We start from the raw sequence: 18,787 nt of genomic DNA on the forward strand, positions 1-18,787 counted from the left end.
GGCCACCACCCGCCCGTACTTTGGATTTCGGATCAATATTTGAAGCCGAGTGCGACGCCGAACGTCCGCGGCCGGGCAAATTGCACGCCGTCGCGCGCCTGGCTTGCCGTGATGTAAGTGGCGTAGGTCTTGTCAGTCAGATTCCGTCCGAAAACCGACAAGGTTAGCCTGTCGGTCGGTGCCCACGCGATCCGGGCGTCCATCGTGAAATACGGCGCCTGGCTCAGGCGCTCGTCGAAGGTGTAGTAGACCCGGCTGGACCAATAGGGCGTGGCCGAAATGGTGACCGATCCCTTGGGCAGATCGATCTTGTAGCTCGCCGTGCCACTGACGGTGAATTTCGGCGCGCGGATCATGGCGTTGCCGCTCGCGTCAATACCGCCGGAGGTGGACACGTTGCCGACATTGCCGGGAGGCGCCGGCAGGAATTGCGGCGCACCGGGGAAAGAGGAATATTCGCTGTGCGTGTAGGCAAAGGCGGCATGGACATCCAGCGCATCCGTCACGTGGTAGGCCGCATCCGCTTCCGCACCGTAAATTTTGGCGCGGGCCGCATTGAACAGGCGCTGTGTCCCGACCGAGAAATCGTAGGCACTGACCTGTATGTCATTATAGTTATAATAGAACGCCGCAAGGTTGATCGACAGCAATCTCGTCGACGACTTGAAGCCGATCTCGTAGGCGTCGACTTTCTCGGGATTGATCGGCTTGGTATCGAGGCTGGTAGGATTGTAGGCGCCGCTCTTGAACCCCTTGCTATAGGTCGCGTAAATATTCGCATGCGGTGACAGTGTGAAGCGGAGGCCCGCTCGCGGAGTCCAGCTGTTCCACCGCGTCTTGTCCGCCACGCTTGCGCCCGTCGATGGGCGATCCGCGGCAAACTGCTTCTGCTCCGAACTGAAGCGAATGCCGCCGATCAACGCCAGTCGACCTATGTTGTAGGTGCCGTCGGCGAAGCCCGCGACCGCGTCCGTGTGGACGTCGGAGTCGATGTAACTCGATCCGTTCAGATAGAAATCGGAAATGTATGCCTTCTCGTGAAAATAATAGGCGCCGGCCACCCACGTGAATTTCCCGTGGGACGGTGAGGTCAGCGTCACCTCCTGGCTGAAATCGCGATAATGCGGCGTATAGGATTCATATTGAACCGGAGCATAGCTACTGTCCAGATCGGCAACAAAATGATCCCGCTCGGTCCGATAATCGGTGATTGATGCCAAGGTCGCGAACCCAAGATCGTAAGATCCATTGAGCTGGATATTATTTGCCTTGATCTGGATAACCGGCAGCGTGTCCTGCGAGAGTTCGTTGCGATCGGCAGCGATCGGTGTCGAACCGGGCCTAGGCCGGCCGATACTGTCGCCGTTCAGCGCCTCGAAGGCGAAACCGGTCGGATCCGACGTGTAGGAATGCGACAAGCCCAGAGTGAATTTCAGCTTGTCCGTCGGCTCGAACAGAATTTTTGAGCGGACATCGTAGCTGCGCTGCTCGTTAACGTCCTGCCCGGTGCGGAGATCCCGCATCCATCCGTCCGAATGACGGTAATAGACGGCCAGGTCGACAGCAACCTTGTCGCCGATACCGGTCGAGCCATAAGCGTTCGCCGTTACCTCGTTATAGCGCGCATAGGAGAGGTTGAACTCCGCCGTCGGTGTAAACGACGGCGCCTTGGTGGTGACGAGGATCGCACCGCCAGTCGCGTTGCGGCCAAAAAGCGTGCCTTGGGGCCCTTTGAGAATCTGGACCTGATCCACATTGACCAGATCGAAGATGTTGCCGGCTTGGCTCGATTGATAGACACCATCGAGATAGATCGCGACGTTGGGATCCACGCCCACTCCGCTCACGTTCGTTCCTATGCCGCGGATCGTTGGCTGAATCGCGAGCCCATTGCGCGCGATTACGACGCCCGGCACAAGCTTGGTAGCGGCCTCGATAGAAGCCCCGCCTTGAGATAGCTGCGCACCGGGAACGACCGATATCGATACAGGCACGTCGACAAGGCGCTCCGAGCGCCGCTGGGCGGTCACCACGATGTCTCCCCCGCCGGATGACGCAGGCGCCGTCGATGGAGCAGCAGCCGATGGCGCCTCCGAGGCAGCCGACGTCGGGCTTGCGGCAGGAGACGTATTGTCAGCGGGGACGGTCTGCGACCGAACACCGGGAGCGAGCAACGCCACAACGAGCAGCGACGAACCAACGAGCCCAATCCGACGAAACATCCCCATCTCCTCACCTCCAAGCATCGGCGTGCGAATTATCGACGAGCCCGCTCTTATCGCCGGGCTTTCGAACGACGGGGTGGCAGACGGCTCAGCCCATGTCAACCATTGTGATACTAGGTTTCTTATAGAGAAACATTTTCCGGTCATGTGTCGACGATGGCCCGCCAATGCGCATTGACATGCGTACGAATGGGTGCTGAAAACGGAACATAGTTTCGTAATAAGAAACTGAACGGAGGAATAGGATGGCAGATTCCCTTCTAGCGCCGTCGCTCGACGATTCATCGTACGCTCAGGCCAAGGCGTTGCTTGGTACCGACATCCGTATCGAGCAATGGAATAACGAAGCCTCGCGAGACACTATTCGCCATTACGCGTGGGGAATTGGTGACGATAACCCGCTATATAGCGATCCAAATTATGCTAATAATTCGCGTTGGGGAACAATTATTGCGCCACCAACATTTCTCTACGGAATATTCGATGCGGTTGTAGCGCCGGGACTTCCCGATATCCAATGGTTTTACGCGGGCGCGGACTGGACCTTTGATCGGCCTCTGCGCCGCAACGAAGCGATAGTAGCAAAAGCTGAATATAGCGGCGCTAAGGAGGTGAGCGGCGATCAGGTTTCCCGGATGGTACTCCAGACCGGCGATGTAAGCTACTGGACCGAAGACGGCGAACGTGTCGGCCAGGTCTTCTCCCATTGCTTCCGCGTCCCTCGACAGTCGGCCGAAGGAGGCCTGCGCTATGAAGCACGTCCTGCGGCTACATATACGTCGCAGGAAATGGCCGAGATCGAGGCGGCCGTCATGAACGAGTATCGCCGCGGGAAGGAGGCTTTGTTCTGGGAGGATGTCGCGGTCGGCGAAAAGCTGCCCGGCACGGCCCGGGGGCCCCTGATCCAGATCGACATGACGGCCTATTATGCAGGTGCAGTGGGAACGTCCGGATACAAGTCGACCAAGTTGCGATGGAAATATGGCCATTGGGCGCGCAATTCACCCGAGTTGCTTCCCAACAATTACGACCCCAGCTACTATGGCGCAGCCGTGCTGCCGTCTATCGGCCATCAGGATGCCAAGATCGCGGTCAGTGAACTGGGCATGCCCGGGCCATATGATAACGGGCCTCAGCGGATTGGCTTCTTGAGCTCATGCGTTACGAATTGGATGGGAGACGACGCTGAAATGCGTTCACTGAGCGTGAGGCTGAAAAAGCCCGTCATCTTCGGCGATGTGACCTATACGCGCGGGGAAGTCGTCGGCAAGCGGATCGACGGCGGCAGGGGCCTTGTCGAGATCATGCTCTCGGCTGTAATCCAGACGGGAGAGGTCACAGCAACGGGCCGTGCGGTTGTTGAACTGCCTCTCAAGGGAGCCGCCGGGTAACAAGCGAATGAAATCTCTGGAAACGGCGTTGAGGGTGCTATCAGCCTTTGCCAGCGATCAGGACAGCTGGGGCGTTGGTGAGCTCGCAGCGCGCTGCGAACTCACCAAGGGACAGGTTTCGAAGATACTCGCGACCTTTAGGGACAGTGGATTTGTCTCGCAGGATCCAGCGACACGGCGATATTCCGTTGGCTTCCTGGCGTTTTCGCTCGGCTCGCGGTTCCTGGCTGGCAGTGAGCTTGTCCGGGCCAGCCTCCCTATCATGCGGGGACTGGTGGATAGCAGCGGCCAGAGCGTTCGCCTCTCGATCGTCGCGCAAGGGAAAGTTGTCTACTTCATGGGAATTGAAGGCCCCATGTTAATGCAAACCGGCTGGCGAGCAGGCATGTTCATGCCTTGGCATGCAACCTCTGCCGGCAGGGTATTGCTCGCCTATCAAACCAGAGAGCAGCAGAATGCTATCCTTGAACGGGAGGGTCTTGCCAAGATCACCCCTTTCACGGTGGTCGATCTCCCCATGTTGCGAGACATTCTCGGGCAGGTCGCTCGCCAAGGCTATAGCGTCGTCCGCAACGAATCGACTTTAGGGCTCGGCGCGATCGGTGCTCCTGTGGTCGGAAAGTCGCAGAATATCATCGGTGTCTTGAGCCTGGCGTTTCCTGACGACAAAGTTTTGCCATCCGAGGAACCACGTCTCGTGCGCTTGCTCCTCGACGCCGCGGGAGAGCTCTCGCTTCGCAGTGGTGCTCCCGTGTATATGCCTGCCGCGGGAAAAGTTTCTTCCGACTCCGCCTGAGGGCGTATACACGACCGAGCAGCCCCTAGTTTTCTAGACGCCTTCGGCTTTCAGAATCTGCTGCCGTTCGAACTCGACGGGTGACAGCATCCTGTTCCTGGCCTGCTTGCGCACCGGGTTGTAGAACATCTCGATGTAATCGAACACGTCCTGCCGAGCTTCCTCGCGCGTTTTATAGGTGCGGCGCCGGATGCGCTCACGCTTGAGCGACGAGAAGAAGCTCTCTGCAGACCCGGCTGCGTAGCGCCGTCGAGCGGCTGCTCATCCTGGTCGAACAAGGCGACATCGGACCTAGAGATCCGATCTTTGCGGATCGCATGGCCACCAACCGCGCTCATCTCGCGACGGTCTCCGCCCGGATCGACACGCTGGAGGCGCAGCTGTCGCGCGGCACGACCCGCATTACGGAGGAAAGCGTCGACCGGTTCGGCGACCTGCTCAAGACCAAGCTCAGAGGGGACGATCAGGCCATGCGATCATCCTACATCCGGATGTTCGTGTCCGATGTCCGCGTCGCGCTCAACGACGTCATCGTCTCCGGACCGATGGCTGCCCTCGAGGCAGGCGTCGCTATCGGCAAGCCGGTGGTGCCCAGCTTTGACCGGGAGTGGTGCCCAGAAGAGGACTCGAACCTCCACGACCTTGCGATCGCCAGCACCTGAAGCTGGTGCGTCTACCAATTCCGCCATCTGGGCACGGGGTAGGCGGCGGCCTCTAGCGGCGGGGGCTCGGGCTTGTCAACGCCCCTCCCCCACTCTTTTTTCTGACGCCTTGTTTTCGCGCTCCAGCGTTGGCAATGCGGCGCAGTACGGTGGTTCGCGCAAGGATGAGGTTGGTAGCATGACTCGGCTGGTCACGGTGTTCGGCGGCGGCGGGTTCCTGGGGCGCTATGTCGCGCAGGCACTCCTCCAGCGCGGCGCGCGGGTGCGGATCGTCGAGCGCGATCCCAAGCGCGCATTCTTCGTCAAGCCGCTCGGCGGGCTCGGCCAGACACAGTTCATCGCCGCCGACGTCACCAAGCGCCAGACCGTCGAGCGCGCCGTGCAGGGCAGCGACGCGGTGATCAACCTCGTCGGCATCATGTCGGGCGATTTCCAGGCGGTGCAGGTCGACGGCGCGCGCAATGTCGCCGATGCGGCGAAGGCGGCGGGCGCCACGGCGATGGTTCATGTCTCGGCAATCGGAGGCGATGCCGCTTCCGATGTACCCTACGCCCGCACCAAAGGCGAGGGTGAGACGGCAGTGCAGGCTGCCTTTGAGGGCGCGACGATCATCCGCCCGTCGATCCTGTTCGGATCGGAGGACGAATTCATCAACCGCTTCGCCGCGATGATCCAGTCCGCGCCGGCCGTGCCGATCATGGGCGCGGGCACGAAGTTCCAACCGGTGTTCGTGGCGGACGTGGCCAAGGCGATCGCCGAGGCGGCGCTGGCGCCGGAGACCTATGGCGGCGCGTCGTTCGAGCTGGGCGGCCCGGAAGTGCTCACCATGGGCGAGCTCGTCCGCCGGACCGCAGCGATGATCGGCGCGACGCCGACCTTCCTCGACCTGCCCGATGCGCTTTCCGGCCTGATCGCGAGCTTCGGCTTCCTGCCCGGTGCGCCGATCACCAAGGACCAGTGGCGGATGCTTCAGCACGACAATATCGTGACGCCGGGCATGCAGGGTCTCACCGCGCTGGGCGTGCAGCCGACGCCGCTGGGCGCGGTCGCGCCGTCGTGGCTGGTGCGCTACCGCAGGCAGGGCCGTTTCGGGGCGGAGCGGAAGGCCTTCTGAGGAGCCCTCCCCATCCGGGAAACATTGGCAAGAATTAACCCAAGCGCGCCCTTCCCTTGTGCGCCGCAATAAGGGAGACATGCGCGCATGATGATCCTGCAGCCAATCATCCTCGGCATCGTCGAGGGCCTCACCGAGTTCCTGCCCGTCTCGTCGACCGGCCACCTGATCCTGGCGGGCGCACTGCTCGGCTATGACGACACGGCGTGGGCGACGTTCGACATCGTCATCCAGCTGGGCGCGATCCTCGCGATTGTGGTGCTCTACTGGCGGACCTTCTGGGCGGTGCTGATGGGGCTGATCGCGCGGCGGCCGGAATCGATCCGCTTCGTGCGCAACATTCTGCTCGCCTTCCTACCGGCAGCCGTGATCGGGTTGGCGCTGCACAAGAAGATCGAGGCGCTGCTTTCGAAGCCGAAGCTGGTCTGCGTCGCGCTGATCGTCGGGGGCATTGCGATCCTCGTGATTGAAAAGCTGGCCAAGCGGCAGACGATCGCCGGCGTGGCGGACGTGCCGGTGAAGACGACGCTCGGCATCGGCATCGTCCAGTGCCTCGCAATGATCCCGGGCGTCAGCCGATCGGGCGCGACCATCCTCGGCGCGCTGTCGCTGGGCGTCGAGCGGCGGACGGCGGCTGAGTTCAGCTTCTTCCTCGCCATTCCCACCATGCTGGGCGCGACGGTGGTCGAGCTTGCCAAGAAGCCCGCTCCCCTGCCCCCCGGTGTCGTTCATGTCGGAGCGAGCGAGATTGCGATCGGTTTCCTCGTGTCGTTCCTCGTCGCGCTCGTGGTGGTGAAGGCCTTTGTCGGCTTCGTGACCAAGCACGGCTTCGGCCCGTTCGCTTGGTATCGCATCATTGCCGGAGCCGGTGCGCTAGCTTGGCTGATGATGAAGTAAGGCCGAATCGGACCTATCGAAATCTTCCCGGCGCGCAATTCGAGCGGATCGGCAAAATTTTGGCCATAATATGGTCATACTAGCTGACCTATCGCCGAATCCTTTCGTGACTCTGCCCTGAATCTATGCTTTTCGCAGCCTCCGAGTGGAGGTTGCGATGGCTGCTGAGAATCCGATGCTGAAGTTCGTGGGGACGGGCCAGGCCTATCCCGAAAAGCGTGCACCCGAAGTGCGCGCCGAGGACTTCGCCGAGATCACCAAGGCGTACCTGACCGCCAAGGCCGAGGAGCAGGCCGGGCGCTGCTCGCAATGCGGCGTGCCCTATTGCTCGACCCACTGCCCGCTCCACAACCATATCCCGGACTGGCTGCGCCTCACCGCCGAAGGCCGGCTGCGCGAAGCCTATGAGCTCTCCGCCGCCACCTCGACCATGCCGGAGATCTGTGGCCGCATCTGCCCACAGGATCGGCTGTGCGAGGGCAATTGCGTCATCGAATTTTCCGGCCACGGCGCCGTCACCATCGGATCGATCGAGAAGTTCATCACCGACACCGCCTGGAAGGAAGGCTGGGTCGAGCCGATCACCCCGGTGCGCGATCGCTCGGGGCAATCCGTGGGCATCATCGGCGCGGGGCCGGCAGGCCTCACGGCGGCCGAATATCTGCGCGGCCACGGCTATGAGGTGCATGTCTACGATCGGCACGACCGCGCCGGCGGCCTGCTCGTTTACGGCATCCCCGGCTTCAAGCTGGAGAAGGAGGTCGTCAACCGCCGCTTCGAGCGGCTGCGCGACAGCGGCATCCGTTTCCACCTGAGCTTCGAGGTCGGCAAGGACGCGACGCTCGCCGAGCTGCGCCAGAAGCATGACGCGCTGCTGATCGCCACCGGCGTCTACAAGGCGCGCGCGATCAAGGCGCCGGGTGTCGGCGCGGGCGGCGTGGTGAAGGCGCTGGATTACCTGATCGCGTCGAACCGCATGGGTTTCGGCGATGTCGTGCCGGAGTTCCTCAACGGCGGGCTGAATGCCGAGGGCAAGAACGTCGTCGTGGTCGGCGGCGGCGATACCGCGATGGACTGCGTGCGGACCGCGATCCGCCAGGGCGCCAAGTCGGTGAAGTGCCTCTACCGCCGCGACCGCGCCAACATGCCGGGATCGCAGCGCGAGGTGGCGAATGCCGAGGAGGAAGGCGTCGAGTTCGTCTGGCTCTCCGCGCCGGACGCCTTCGACGGCGACGCCAAGGTAGCGGGCGTGCGCGCGTCCCGCATGCGTCTCGGTGCGCCGGACGCCTCGGGCCGCCGCGCACCGGAGGCCGATCCGGGCAGCGAATTCCGTCTCGACGCCGATATCGTCATCCAGGCGCTCGGCTTCGATCCCGAGGATCTGCCGCAGATGTTCGGCGCGCCGGAACTTTCGGTGACCCGCTGGGGCACGCTGCGCGTCGACCACAAGACGATGCAGACCTCGCTGCCGGGCGTCTTCGCGGCTGGCGACATCGTGCGCGGCGCCAGCCTCGTCGTGTGGGGGGTCCGCGACGGCCGCGATGTCAGTGAGCGGATGCACAGCTGGCTCAAGGACAAGGCGAAGGCCGCGAAGGCTGCCGAGACGGTGGCGGCGTGAAGACCGCAGCGCTCATTTTCGGAATGGCGGCGGTGGCGACCGCATTGCCGGTCCCTGCCCAAGCTCCAGCGTCCAACACCGAAACTCTGGGAAGGCAACTAGCCGATCTGCTCGACCCGGCAGATAAGATCGTCGCGGATAGCGGGCGCATCTTTCGGGAGATCATGGAAGAAACTGCGCCTCAGGAGCCCAAATTCGCTTCGATCGCCCGCAAGCGGCCAAAAGAGTTTGAATCGGTGCTGGACGCCGGGCAATCGGCGGAAGCGGCGATCTTGCGCAGAGAATATCCAGCTGGACAGCGTCGAATTGCCGCCATGTTCGACCGCAAGCTATCGATTGCCGACTTGAACGCTTTGTTGGCCCATTTCCGCAGCCCGCTGGGCAGAAAACTGATCGCTCAGGGTTATTCGAGCATAGATCGGGAAGGAATGGAAAATCCGGCTCGTTTCGGATTGGACCGTTTCTTTACGCGCAAGGAACGGCAGCAAATGGCCGCCTTTGCGAAGACCTCGGCGGCTCGCGATTTCGAGGCCGCCAATCTCGAACGCCATAAAATCAGGATCGGCTGGGCTCAATCGCTCAAGTCTGAAATCGAACGAGATGGCAACGCCGGCATGGACGCTGCCCTCGCCCAATACAACGCTCATTCGGGGAGCGCACGATGACCGACCACATGCTGCCGACGCCCCAGCACGCCTATCTCGCCGAGCACGGCATGTATCGCCCCGAATTCGAGGGCGATGCGTGCGGTGTCGGCCTCGTCGCCGCGACCGACGGGCAGCCCTCGCGCCGCGTCGTTTCCGCCGCGATCGACGCGCTGAAGGCGGTGTGGCACCGCGGCGCCGTCGATGCCGACGGCAAGACCGGCGACGGCGCCGGCATCAACGTCGAGCTGCCCGTCCACTTCTTCGACGACGCGATCGAGAATGGCGGCCACAAGCCGGGCGCCGGGCGCCTCGCCGTCGGCATGATCTTCCTGCCGCGCACCGATCTCGGAGCGCAGGAGGCGTGCCGCACCATCGTCGAGAGCGAGATCATCGATTTCGGCTACACCATCTACGGCTGGCGGCAGGTGCCGGTCGACGTCTCGGTGATCGGCGAGAAGGCGCTCATGACGCGCCCCGAGATCGAGCAAATCATGATCCAGGGCCCTGCCCCGGACCAGATGGACGCCGCCGAGTTCGAGAAGAACCTCTACCTCATCCGTAGGCGTATCGAGCGCAAGGTGATCGAGGCGCAGATCCAGGGCTTCTACATCTGCTCGCTGTCGTGCCGATCGATCATCTACAAGGGGCTGTTCCTCGCCGAAGAGCTGTCGGTCTTCTACCCGGACCTGATGGACGAGCGCTTCGTCAGCCGCTTCGCCATCTTCCACCAGCGTTATTCGACCAACACCTTCCCGCAATGGTGGCTGGCCCAGCCGTTCCGCACGCTCGCCCATAACGGCGAGATCAACACGATCCGCGGCAACAAGAACTGGATGAAGAGCCACGAGATCAAGATGGCGGCGATCGCCTTCGGGGAGCATTCCGAAGACATCAAGCCGCTGATCCCGGCCGGCGCTTCGGACACCGCCGCGCTCGATGCCGTGTACGAGGCGATCGTGCGCGCCGGCCGCGACGCGCCCACCGCCAAGCTGATGCTGGTGCCCGAAGCGTGGCAGAACTCGACCGACATGAAGCCCGAGCATCGGGACATGTATGCGTATTACGCCTCGGTGATGGAGCCGTGGGACGGCCCCGCCGCGCTCGCCATGACGGACGGGCGCTGGGTGGTGGCGGGCGTCGATCGCAACGCGCTGCGCCCGCTGCGCACCACGCTGACCGCCGACAACCTGCTGATCGTCGGTTCGGAGACCGGAATGGTGGTGGTGCCGGAGAGCACGATCATCGCCAAGGGGCGGATCGGGCCGGGCATGATGATCGCGGTCGATCTCGACGAGGGCAAATTGTTCTCCGATCTTGAGCTCAAGGACCGTCTGGCGGGCGAGCATCCCTTCTCCGATTACGTGAAGGGCTTCCGCACGCTGGCCGATCTGCCGGTGCCGGAAGGCGATCATCTCGTCCGCTTCGAGCGCGCCGAGCTGGTCCGCCGCCAGGTCGCCGCCGGGCAGACGATGGAGGATATGGAGCTGATCCTGGCCCCCGCCGTCGAGGATGCCAAGGAGGCGATCGGATCGATGGGCGACGATACGCCGCTCGCCGTCATCTCGGACAAGCCGCGCGTCATCAGCCAGTTCTTCCGCCAGAATTTCAGCCAGGTGACCAACCCGCCGATCGACAGCCTGCGCGAGACGCGGGTGATGAGCCTGTCGACGCGCTTCGGCAACCTGGCCAACATCCTCGATACCGGGCTGGTCCAATCGAGCGTGCTGGTGCTGGATTCGCCGGTGCTGTCGTCGACCGACTGGGCGACGCTCAAGGCCTATTTCGGCGCGACCACCGCCGAGATCGACTGCACATTCGATCCCTCGGGCGGGCCGGAGGCGCTGCGCAACGCCATCGCCGAGATCCGCCGCCAGGCCGAGCAGGCGGTGCGCGAGGGCCGTTCCGAGCTGTTCCTGACCGACGAGCATGTCGGGCCGGATCGCTGCGCCATCCAGATGGTGCTGGCCGCCGCCGCCGTGCATACGCACCTCGTGCGGCGGGGCCTGCGCTCCTACGCCTCGATCAACGTGCGCTCGGCCGAGTGCCTCGACACGCATTATTTCGCGGTGCTGATCGGCGTCGGTGCAACCACGGTGAACGCCTATCTCTCCGAAGCCGCGATCGCCGACCGCCAGTCGCGCGGCCTGTTCGGCGAGCGGTCGCTGGAAGAGTGCATCAAGCGCTACCGCAAGGCGATCGACGACGGTCTGCTCAAGATCATGGCGAAGATGGGGATCGCGGTGATCTCCTCCTATCGCGGCGGCTACAATTTCGAGGCGGTGGGCCTCAGCCGCGCGCTCTGCAACGATCTCTTCCCCGGCATGCCGGCCAAGATTTCGGGCGAGGGCTATGCCTCGCTGCGCGTCAATGCGGTCGAGCGGCACGAAAAGGCGTTCGACGCGTCGGTGGCGACGCTGCCGATCGGCGGCTTCTACCGCCAGCGCGCCGGCGGCGAGACGCATGCTTATTCCGCGACGCTGATGCACCTGCTGCAAAGCTCGGTCGGCACGGACAGCTACTCGACCTACCTGCAATTTTCGCGGGGCGTGCGCGATCTGCCGCCGGTCTATCTGCGCGATCTGCTGGAGTTCAACTGGGCGCGCGAGGCGATCCCGATCGACGAGGTCGAGGCGATCACCGAGATCCGCAAGCGCTTCGTGACGCCGGGCATGTCGCTGGGCGCTCTCTCCCCGGAGGCGCACGAGACGCTGGCGATCGCCATGAACCGGATCGGTGCCAAGGCCGTCTCCGGCGAGGGCGGCGAGGACAAGTCGCGCTACGTCCCCTACGAGAATGGCGACAACGCCAACTCGGTGATCAAGCAGGTGGCGTCAGGCCGCTTCGGCGTGACGGCGGAATATCTGGGCTCGGCCGAGGAACTGGAGATCAAGGTCGCGCAGGGTGCCAAGCCCGGCGAGGGCGGCCAGCTGCCCGGCTTCAAGGTCACCGAGTTCATCGCCAAGCTGCGCCACTCGACGCCGGGCGTGATGCTGATCTCACCCCCGCCGCACCATGACATCTATTCGATCGAGGATCTGGCGCAGCTCATCTACGACCTCAAACAGATCAACCCGCGCGCCCGCGTGTGCGTGAAGCTGGTCTCGTCGGCGGGCATCGGGACGATCGCGGCGGGTGTCGCGAAGGCGCATGCCGACGCGATCCTGATCGCCGGCCATGTCGGCGGCACGGGCGCTTCGCCGCAGACCTCGGTGAAGTACGCCGGCACGCCGTGGGAGATGGGCCTCACCGAAGCCAATCAGGTCCTCACCCTCAACGGCCTGCGCCACAAGGTGAAGCTGCGCACCGACGGCGGCCTCAAGACCGGGCGCGACATCGTGATCGCCGCGATCCTCGGCGCCGAGGAGTTCGGCATCGGCACGCTGTCGCTGGTGGCGATGGGCTGCATCATGGTACGCCAGTGCCATAGCAACACCTGCCCCGTCGGCGTGTGCACGCAGGACGAGAAGCTCCGGAGCAAGTTCGTCGGCACGCCCGAGAAGGTGATCAACCTGATGACCTTCATCGCCGAGGAGGTGCGCGAGATCCTCGCCCGCTTGGGCGTGCGCTCGCTCGACGAGATCATCGGCCGCACCGAGCTGCTCCGCCAGGTCAGCCGCGGCGCCGAGCATCTCGACGACCTCGATCTCAACCCGATCCTCGCCAAGGTCGACGCGCCGGATCACCTCCGCCGCTACAATATCGAGGGCAATCGCAACGAGGTGCCGGACAGCCTCGACGCGCAGATGATCCGCGATGCCGCCCCCGTCTTCGCGCGCGGCGAGAAGATGCAGCTGACCTATTCGGTGCGCAACACGCACCGCGCGGTCGGCACGCGCTTCTCGGCGGAGGTGACGGCCAAGTTTGGCATGAGCCATCTGGCGGACGGACACGTCCACGTCCGCCTGCGCGGATCGGCCGGCCAGTCGCTCGGCGCCTTCCTGTGCAAGGGCGTGACGCTGGAGGTGTTCGGCGATTCCAACGATTATGTCGGCAAGGGACTTTCGGGCGGCATCATCGCGGTGCGGCCGACCGTCTCCTCGCCGCTGGAAAGCCGCCGCAACGCGATCATCGGCAACACCGTGCTCTACGGCGCGACCTCGGGCTCGCTGTTCGCGGCAGGCCAGGCGGGCGAGCGCTTCGCGGTGCGCAACTCCGGCGCCAACGTCGTGATCGAGGGCTGCGGCGCCAACGGCTGCGAGTACATGACCGGCGGCGTCGCGGTGATCCTGGGATCGGTCGGCGAGAATTTCGGCGCCGGCATGACGGGCGGCATGGCCTTCATCCTCGACGAGGACGGCCGTTTCGAGCGCCACGCCAACCCCGAGAGCATCCTCTGGCAGCGCTTCGCCTCGGCCCATTGGGAAGGCGTCTGCAAGGCCTTCATCGAGGAGCATGCGCAACGCACCGACAGCAAGTGGGCGCACACCGTGCTCGCCGACTGGGCGCATTGGCGCGCGCGCATCTGGCAGGTCTGCCCGAAGGAGATGGTGACGCGGCTCTCGCACCCGCTGAGCGACGAGGCGACGGCGGTGGCGGCTGAATAAACGCTGTCGTCACCTCGGGCTCGACCCGAGGTGACGACAACGGCATCAACTCAATCGCAAGACGCGGTCGAGATCCTGGCCAGGGCCGATGATGCGGTGGACGAACACGCGGTCGGGAAGCGCCGAATAGAGAATTCCATATCCCTTCCATGAGCGCCGACGAATGCCGTGGCGTTCATAGCGCGGCACAATAGGGAAGCCTTGCGGCAGATCGGCAAGCCGCAGCGCCGTTTCGCGCAACTCCGCCACGAAGGAAACGGCGCGGGAGGGATTGTCCTGGGCGATGAACTGGCTGATCCGCCTCAGGTCGGTGACAGCGAGAGATGAGAAAACGACTCTCACCGGCGAGCCTTGCCCGCCCTGTCCAGATCGCGAAGTGCCATGTCACAGGCTTCGTCGAGATCGACGCCGCCGCCTGCACTCATTTCAGCAAGACTCTGCACGATGGAAGCATCCAGATCGCGCAGCCAACGCTCCTCGTCCTCGACCCCGCCCTGATCGCGACGGATCAGGTCGCGCACATAGTCGCTGACACTGGCATATTGGCCGCTGTCGATCCGGTTCTGCACATAGTCCCGCATCGGATCGGGCAGCGAAATGTTCATGGATGCCATGCCGTGATCTCCTCGCTCGCATATGGCAAAAAATGCCATCGTCCGCAATTGCGTCCTCCATACACGCCCCCTTCCCCCCGCCCCATCCCGCCCCTAAGCAGGGGCGATCATGTGGCAGCTTCTGCAATTCCCCTTATGCCCGTTCTCCCGCAAGGTCCGGCTGATGCTGGGCGAGAAGGGGGTGGGCTATGAGCTGGTCCGCGAATCGCCCTGGCTGCATCGCGACGAGTTCATCGATCTCAACCCCGCCGGCACCACGCCGGTGATGGTGCAGGGGCAGCTTCGCCTGCGCGACAGCTGGGCGATCTGCGAATATTTCGAGGAGACGATCGATCGCGCGCCGATGATCCCCGGCGACGCCGCCGCGCGCGCCGAGATCCGCCGGCTGGTCGCCTGGTTCGACGAGAAGTTCTTCCGCGAGGTGGTCGGCCCGCTGATGGAGGAGCGCATGCTCAAGCGCCTCGTCCATCGCGCCTCGCCGGACGCCAAGATCCTGCGCGAGGCGATGAAGAACGCCAATGGCCACCTCGATTATATCGACTGGCTGATCGATCATCGCCGCTGGCTGGGCGGCCCGGTGCTGAGCCTCGCCGATCTCGCCGCCGCCGCGCACTTGTCCGTCGCCGACTATCTCGGCGGGATCGACTGGCGCGGGCACGAGCAGACGAAGCAATGGTATGCCGGGCTGAAGAGCCGCCCCTCCTTCCGCCCGATGCTGTCCGAGCGTATGGAGGTGATCACGCCCCCCCCGCATTACGATAAGGTCGATTTCTGGGAATGATCCCTTCCAACGACGACGAGGCCATTCCGGCCTACCAGACCGATCGCGCCTTCATCGGCCATCCGCGCGGGCTGGGCTTCCTCGCCTTCACCGAATTCTGGGAGCGCTTCTCTTATTACGGCATGTCGGCGCTGCTGCCGCTCTACGGCAAGGACGCACTGTTCCAGCCGGGTCATATCGAGCGCATTTGGGGCTTCGGCCCGTTCCGCGCCTTTCTGGAGGCCCTGTTCGGCACACTTACGCCGCTGACCTTGGGTGGAGCGATCGCGGGCATCTATGGGGGTCTCGTCTATCTCACGCCTTTGTTCGGCGGCCTGATCGCCGATCGCATCACCGGCCGCACCCACGCGGTGATTGCCGGCGCGGCGTTAATGGCGCTCGGCCACTTCCTGATGGCGTTCGACCAGACCTATCTGCCCGCCTTGGTCTGCATCCTGACCGGCGTCGGACTGTTCAAGGGCAATCTCGCGACGCAGGTCGGCGATCTCTACGCGGCGGGCGACCTGCGCCGTGCCGACGCCTTCCAGATCTACACGATGGCGATCCAGATCGCGGTGATCTTTGCGCCTTTGGTGACGGGCGGGCTGGCGCAGGCGCTCGGCTATCACTGGGGCTTCGGCGCGGCCGGGATCGGCATGGTGGTCGGCCTCGTCATCTATGTGGCAGGGTTGCGCTGGCTGCCACCCGAGCCGGCACCTGAGCATGAGGGCGGCATCGTCGAGCCCCGGCCGAAGCTGGCGCCCGGCGAAGGCAAGCGCGTCGCGATCCTGCTGCTGCTTGTGCCGGTGATCGCGCTGGCCTTCGTCGGCAACCAGCAACTGCTCGGCGGCTATTTGATCTGGGGTGATCTGCACTACAGCCTGTCGTTCATGGGCCACAAGCTGTCGGCCGCCTATCTGCTCTCGCTCGATGCCATCGTCTCGGTGGTCACGATCGGCGGATCGGTGATCTTCTGGCGCTGGTGGGGCACCAACCACAAGGAGCCCGACGAGATCACCAAGATGACGATCGGTACCTTCATCGCCGCGCTCGCGCCGCTGGCGCTGGTGGCAGGATCGATCCAGGAGGCGGCGACCGGCCAGAAGGTCGGCCTCGTCTGGGCGGTAAGCTTCCACCTGATCAACGATATCGGTTTTTCCAACGCCTATCCGGTCGGGCTGGCCTTGTATTCGCGTGCCGCACCGAAGGCACTTGGATCGACGATGATCGCGGTGTTCCTGATCGCCCTGTTTCTGTCCGGCCTGATCGTCGCCAAGCTGGCAACGCTCATGGAAGTCATATCGGGCACCGCCTTTTGGGGCATGCATTCGGCGCTGATGGCGCTGGCCGGCGTGATCTTCCTGATCGCGCGCAGCACCGCGGGGCGCCTGCTGGCACCGACCGTCGATCCGGAAGCGGAACCTCAGCCGGCCTGATCCGGCAACACCAGCCGCGTCTTGAACGCCCCCAGCGGCCGGCCCGTCGCGCGATCGACCACGGCCGTTTCCACCGGCACTCCCGTTTCGACATCGACGATCCGGCTGGTGCCGCCCTCGCCATGATGTCTCGCGCCCCACGCACCGATCGCGGCGAGGATGGGCAGGAAATCGCGCCCCTTCTCCGTCAGCACATATTCGTCGCGCGGCGGGCGCTCCGAATAGCGGCGCTTCTCCAGCAATCCGTCCTCCGTCAGCGCCGCCAACCGGCGCGTCAGGATATTGGGCGCGATGCCCAGCGAGGTACGGAACTGGTCGAAACGCGTGGCGCCATAGCCCGCGTCGCGCAGGATCATCATGCTCCAGGCGTCGCCAACCCGGACCAGCGCGCGGGCGACGGGGCAAGGTCCGGCGGAAAATTTCCCGGTGTCCATTGCACAATGATAGTCACGTAACTATCAAAACGCAAGCGACTCGTTGGACCGAGTCGAACGGAGACAGATCATGAGCATCAACAAGGACACCGTCCTCATCACGGGAGCGTCCACCGGCATCGGCGCGGTCTATGCGGATCGCTTCGCCAAGCGCGGCCACGACCTCGTCCTCGTTGCCCGCGACATGGGTCGCATGGAGGCGCTGGCCGAGCGCCTGCGCGGCCAGACCGGCGTCGCGATCGAGATCATCGGGGCCGATCTCACCCTCGATACCGACCTCGCGAAGATCGAAGTGCGGCTGGCTAAGGGCGACATCGGCATCCTGATCAACAATGCCGGCATGTCGCTCAACGGCAGCATTCTCGAGAACGGGCCGACCGAACTCAGCCGCATCATCGCGCTCAACATCACCGCGCCGACCCGGCTCGCGGCGGCGGCGGCGAAGGTGTTCGCGGCCAAGGGCGAGGGCGCGGTGATCAACATCGCCTCTGTGCTGGCGCTAGCGCCCGAGATGTTCGACGGCGTCTACAGCGGCACCAAGGCGCACCTGCTCAACCTCAGCCAGGCGATGGCCGCGCAGCTCTCGGAAAAGGGGGTCTATACGCAGGCGGTGCTGCCGGGCGCGACGCGCACCGAGATTTGGGAGCGTTCGGGCAAGGATGTTGATGCCTTCCCGGAAGGCTTCGTGATGGCGGCGGACGATCTCGTCGACGCCGCGCTGGTCGGCTTCGATCGCCGCGAGCCGGTGACCATCCCTCCGCTCCCCGACATGGGCCAGTTCGACGCGATGCAGCAAGCCCGCGCCGCGATGGGCCCGAACCTGTCGAAGAGCGCGGTGGCGGAGCGCTATCGGGAGGCGGTGGCCGCCTAAGCCACCACTGCCGCCATCAGATAATCCATCCGGACGTCGTTCGAGAGGACGAAGCCCTTCATCGGATCGAGCGACAGCCCGCGCGTCTCGATCACCCGGAGCCCGGCCTGCTGGAGCAATGCCTCCAGTTCGTCGGGCTTCAGGAATTTCTGCCAGTCGTGCGTGCCTTTGGGGATCTGGCCGGTCCCCTCGCCAACCGTGATCAGCGCCAGCCGCGAGAGCGCAGTGCGGTTGGGGGTCGAGAGCATCATCAGCCCGCCGGGCGCCAGTGCACGCGCCAGCCCGGCGACGAACGCCGCCGGATCGGTGACGTGCTCCACCACCTCCATCGAGCAGACCAGATCGAAGGTCTCGCCTGCGCCCAGCGTCTCGACGCTGCCGTGGCGGTAATCGATCGCCAGCCCCTGCCCCTCGGCATGGAGAGTCGCCGCCGCGATATTCTCGGGCGCCGCGTCCAGCCCCGTCGCCTCAGCGCCCATCCGCGCCAGCGGCTCGGTCAGCAGCCCCGCGCCACAGCCGACATCGAGCGCGCGTTTGCCCGCCAGCGGCCGCCGCTCGGTGCGCTCCGTGCCGAAATGCTGGTCCACCGTCTCGCGCACGAAACCCAGCCGCACCGGGTTCAGCCTGTGCAGCATCGCGGATGATCCCTTCGGGTCCCACCATTCGGCGGCGAGCCTGCCGAAATGCTGGGCTTCGGCGGGATCGATCGTGGTTGCGTCACTCATATCTTGCCCCTAACAGGGCGCCTCTTTCTTTCCCACAGGCAATTCCTGCCGCA

At 64.2% G+C, this 18,787-nt stretch carries 15 protein-coding genes, 1 tRNA gene and 1 pseudogene; 10 read left to right on the forward strand and 7 right to left on the reverse strand.

The window, feature by feature from the left end:
* Positions 1–32: 32 nt before the first annotated feature.
* On the reverse strand, positions 33–2,033 hold the full coding sequence (locus HZF05_RS20950) for a TonB-dependent receptor domain-containing protein (protein ID WP_160364395.1): 2,001 nt from the start codon (positions 2,031–2,033) through the stop codon (positions 33–35).
* Positions 2,034–2,470: 437 nt separating this feature from the next.
* On the opposite strand from HZF05_RS20950, the gene HZF05_RS20955 reads away from it, so the two are divergent.
* Both HZF05_RS20955 and HZF05_RS20960 read left to right on the forward strand, forming a co-directional pair.
* Positions 2,471–3,616 carry an FAS1-like dehydratase domain-containing protein gene (locus tag HZF05_RS20955; protein WP_160364396.1) on the forward strand — a complete coding sequence of 382 codons (1,146 nt, stop codon included), beginning with the start codon at positions 2,471–2,473 and terminating at the stop codon, positions 3,614–3,616.
* A gap of 7 nt (positions 3,617–3,623) precedes the next feature.
* Positions 3,624–4,412 (forward strand): IclR family transcriptional regulator, encoded by a 789-nt coding sequence (locus HZF05_RS20960; RefSeq protein WP_160364397.1) that lies wholly within the window; start codon positions 3,624–3,626, stop codon positions 4,410–4,412.
* 33 nt (positions 4,413–4,445) lie between these two features.
* Here HZF05_RS20960 and HZF05_RS20965 read toward each other — a convergent pair.
* Positions 4,446–4,640, reverse strand: a pseudogene (locus HZF05_RS20965) (IS3 family transposase); the annotation flags it as partial.
* A gap of 380 nt (positions 4,641–5,020) precedes the next feature.
* A tRNA-Leu gene (locus tag HZF05_RS20970) sits at positions 5,021–5,107 on the reverse strand.
* Between the two features lie 145 nt (positions 5,108–5,252).
* On the opposite strand from HZF05_RS20970, the gene HZF05_RS20975 reads away from it, so the two are divergent.
* From HZF05_RS20975 to gltB, 5 genes are all read left to right on the forward strand, one after another.
* Positions 5,253–6,188, forward strand: coding sequence for a complex I NDUFA9 subunit family protein (locus HZF05_RS20975; RefSeq protein WP_160364398.1), 936 nt, complete (start codon positions 5,253–5,255; stop codon positions 6,186–6,188).
* Positions 6,189–6,275: 87 nt separating this feature from the next.
* Positions 6,276–7,085: an undecaprenyl-diphosphate phosphatase gene (locus tag HZF05_RS20980; protein WP_160364399.1), complete on the forward strand. Its 810-nt coding sequence runs from the start codon at positions 6,276–6,278 to the stop codon at positions 7,083–7,085.
* Positions 7,086–7,242: 157 nt separating this feature from the next.
* On the forward strand, positions 7,243–8,703 hold the full coding sequence (locus tag HZF05_RS20985) for an NAD(P)-dependent oxidoreductase (RefSeq protein ID WP_160364400.1): 1,461 nt from the start codon (positions 7,243–7,245) through the stop codon (positions 8,701–8,703).
* Positions 8,700–9,368, forward strand: coding sequence for a DUF2059 domain-containing protein (locus HZF05_RS22055; RefSeq protein ID WP_160364401.1), 669 nt, complete (start codon positions 8,700–8,702; stop codon positions 9,366–9,368). Before HZF05_RS20985 ends, HZF05_RS22055 begins: the two co-directional genes overlap by 4 nt.
* Positions 9,365–13,894, forward strand: a complete 4,530-nt coding sequence (gene gltB / locus HZF05_RS20995; RefSeq protein ID WP_160364402.1) for a glutamate synthase large subunit — start codon at positions 9,365–9,367, stop codon at positions 13,892–13,894. The genes HZF05_RS22055 and gltB overlap by 4 nt, the downstream gene beginning before the upstream one ends.
* A 45-nt stretch (positions 13,895–13,939) precedes the next feature.
* Here the strand turns inward: gltB and HZF05_RS21000 are convergent, their stop codons facing one another.
* A complete protein-coding gene (locus tag HZF05_RS21000; RefSeq protein WP_160364403.1) occupies positions 13,940–14,236 on the reverse strand; it encodes a type II toxin-antitoxin system RelE/ParE family toxin in 297 nt (98 codons plus the stop codon).
* On the reverse strand, positions 14,233–14,547 hold the full coding sequence (locus HZF05_RS21005) for a type II toxin-antitoxin system ParD family antitoxin (RefSeq protein ID WP_343046938.1): 315 nt from the start codon (positions 14,545–14,547) through the stop codon (positions 14,233–14,235). Before HZF05_RS21005 ends, HZF05_RS21000 begins: the two co-directional genes overlap by 4 nt.
* Before the next feature lie 70 nt (positions 14,548–14,617).
* Between HZF05_RS21005 and HZF05_RS21010 the strand changes: the two genes are divergently transcribed.
* Positions 14,618–15,289, forward strand: a complete 672-nt coding sequence (locus tag HZF05_RS21010) for a glutathione S-transferase family protein (RefSeq protein WP_160364404.1) — start codon at positions 14,618–14,620, stop codon at positions 15,287–15,289.
* Positions 15,286–16,704 (forward strand): peptide MFS transporter, encoded by a 1,419-nt coding sequence (locus HZF05_RS21015; RefSeq protein WP_160364405.1) that lies wholly within the window; start codon positions 15,286–15,288, stop codon positions 16,702–16,704. Before HZF05_RS21010 ends, HZF05_RS21015 begins: the two co-directional genes overlap by 4 nt.
* On the opposite strand, the gene HZF05_RS21020 is transcribed toward HZF05_RS21015, so the two are convergent.
* The gene (locus HZF05_RS21020) at positions 16,692–17,138 is read right to left on the reverse strand and encodes a winged helix-turn-helix transcriptional regulator (RefSeq protein ID WP_160364406.1); all 447 of its coding nucleotides are present in this window, start codon (positions 17,136–17,138) and stop codon (positions 16,692–16,694) included. The genes HZF05_RS21015 and HZF05_RS21020 overlap by 13 nt on opposite strands.
* Before the next feature lie 70 nt (positions 17,139–17,208).
* Between HZF05_RS21020 and HZF05_RS21025 the strand changes: the two genes are divergently transcribed.
* Positions 17,209–18,009: an SDR family NAD(P)-dependent oxidoreductase gene (locus HZF05_RS21025; RefSeq protein ID WP_160364407.1), complete on the forward strand. Its 801-nt coding sequence runs from the start codon at positions 17,209–17,211 to the stop codon at positions 18,007–18,009.
* Here HZF05_RS21025 and ubiG read toward each other — a convergent pair.
* Positions 18,006–18,734 (reverse strand): bifunctional 2-polyprenyl-6-hydroxyphenol methylase/3-demethylubiquinol 3-O-methyltransferase UbiG, encoded by a 729-nt coding sequence (gene ubiG / locus HZF05_RS21030; protein ID WP_160364408.1) that lies wholly within the window; start codon positions 18,732–18,734, stop codon positions 18,006–18,008. The two genes, HZF05_RS21025 and ubiG, sit on opposite strands and share 4 nt — an antisense overlap.
* Positions 18,735–18,787 lie beyond the last annotated feature (53 nt).

It is taken from the genome of Sphingomonas chungangi, assembly GCF_013778325.1.
Classification (GTDB): domain Bacteria; phylum Pseudomonadota; class Alphaproteobacteria; order Sphingomonadales; family Sphingomonadaceae; genus Solisphingomonas; species Solisphingomonas chungangi.

What these genes read in the sequence shown, in the direction of transcription:
- HZF05_RS20985 (WP_160364400.1), top strand. Translation starts at nt 7,243, where the DNA reads ATGGCTGCTGAGAATCCGATGCTGAAGTTCGTGGGGACGGGCCAGGCC.
- HZF05_RS21020 (WP_160364406.1), bottom strand. Translation starts at nt 17,138, where the DNA reads ATGGACACCGGGAAATTTTCCGCCGGACCTTGCCCCGTCGCCCGCGCG.
- HZF05_RS20955 (WP_160364396.1), top strand. Translation starts at nt 2,471, where the DNA reads ATGGCAGATTCCCTTCTAGCGCCGTCGCTCGACGATTCATCGTACGCT.
- ubiG (WP_160364408.1), bottom strand. Translation starts at nt 18,734, where the DNA reads ATGAGTGACGCAACCACGATCGATCCCGCCGAAGCCCAGCATTTCGGC.
- gltB (WP_160364402.1), top strand. Translation starts at nt 9,365, where the DNA reads ATGACCGACCACATGCTGCCGACGCCCCAGCACGCCTATCTCGCCGAG.
- HZF05_RS21005 (WP_343046938.1), bottom strand. Translation starts at nt 14,547, where the DNA reads ATGGCATTTTTTGCCATATGCGAGCGAGGAGATCACGGCATGGCATCC.
- HZF05_RS21010 (WP_160364404.1), top strand. Translation starts at nt 14,618, where the DNA reads ATGTGGCAGCTTCTGCAATTCCCCTTATGCCCGTTCTCCCGCAAGGTC.
- HZF05_RS20980 (WP_160364399.1), top strand. Translation starts at nt 6,276, where the DNA reads ATGATGATCCTGCAGCCAATCATCCTCGGCATCGTCGAGGGCCTCACC.
- HZF05_RS21015 (WP_160364405.1), top strand. Translation starts at nt 15,286, where the DNA reads ATGATCCCTTCCAACGACGACGAGGCCATTCCGGCCTACCAGACCGAT.
- HZF05_RS20960 (WP_160364397.1), top strand. Translation starts at nt 3,624, where the DNA reads ATGAAATCTCTGGAAACGGCGTTGAGGGTGCTATCAGCCTTTGCCAGC.
- HZF05_RS21025 (WP_160364407.1), top strand. Translation starts at nt 17,209, where the DNA reads ATGAGCATCAACAAGGACACCGTCCTCATCACGGGAGCGTCCACCGGC.
- HZF05_RS20975 (WP_160364398.1), top strand. Translation starts at nt 5,253, where the DNA reads ATGACTCGGCTGGTCACGGTGTTCGGCGGCGGCGGGTTCCTGGGGCGC.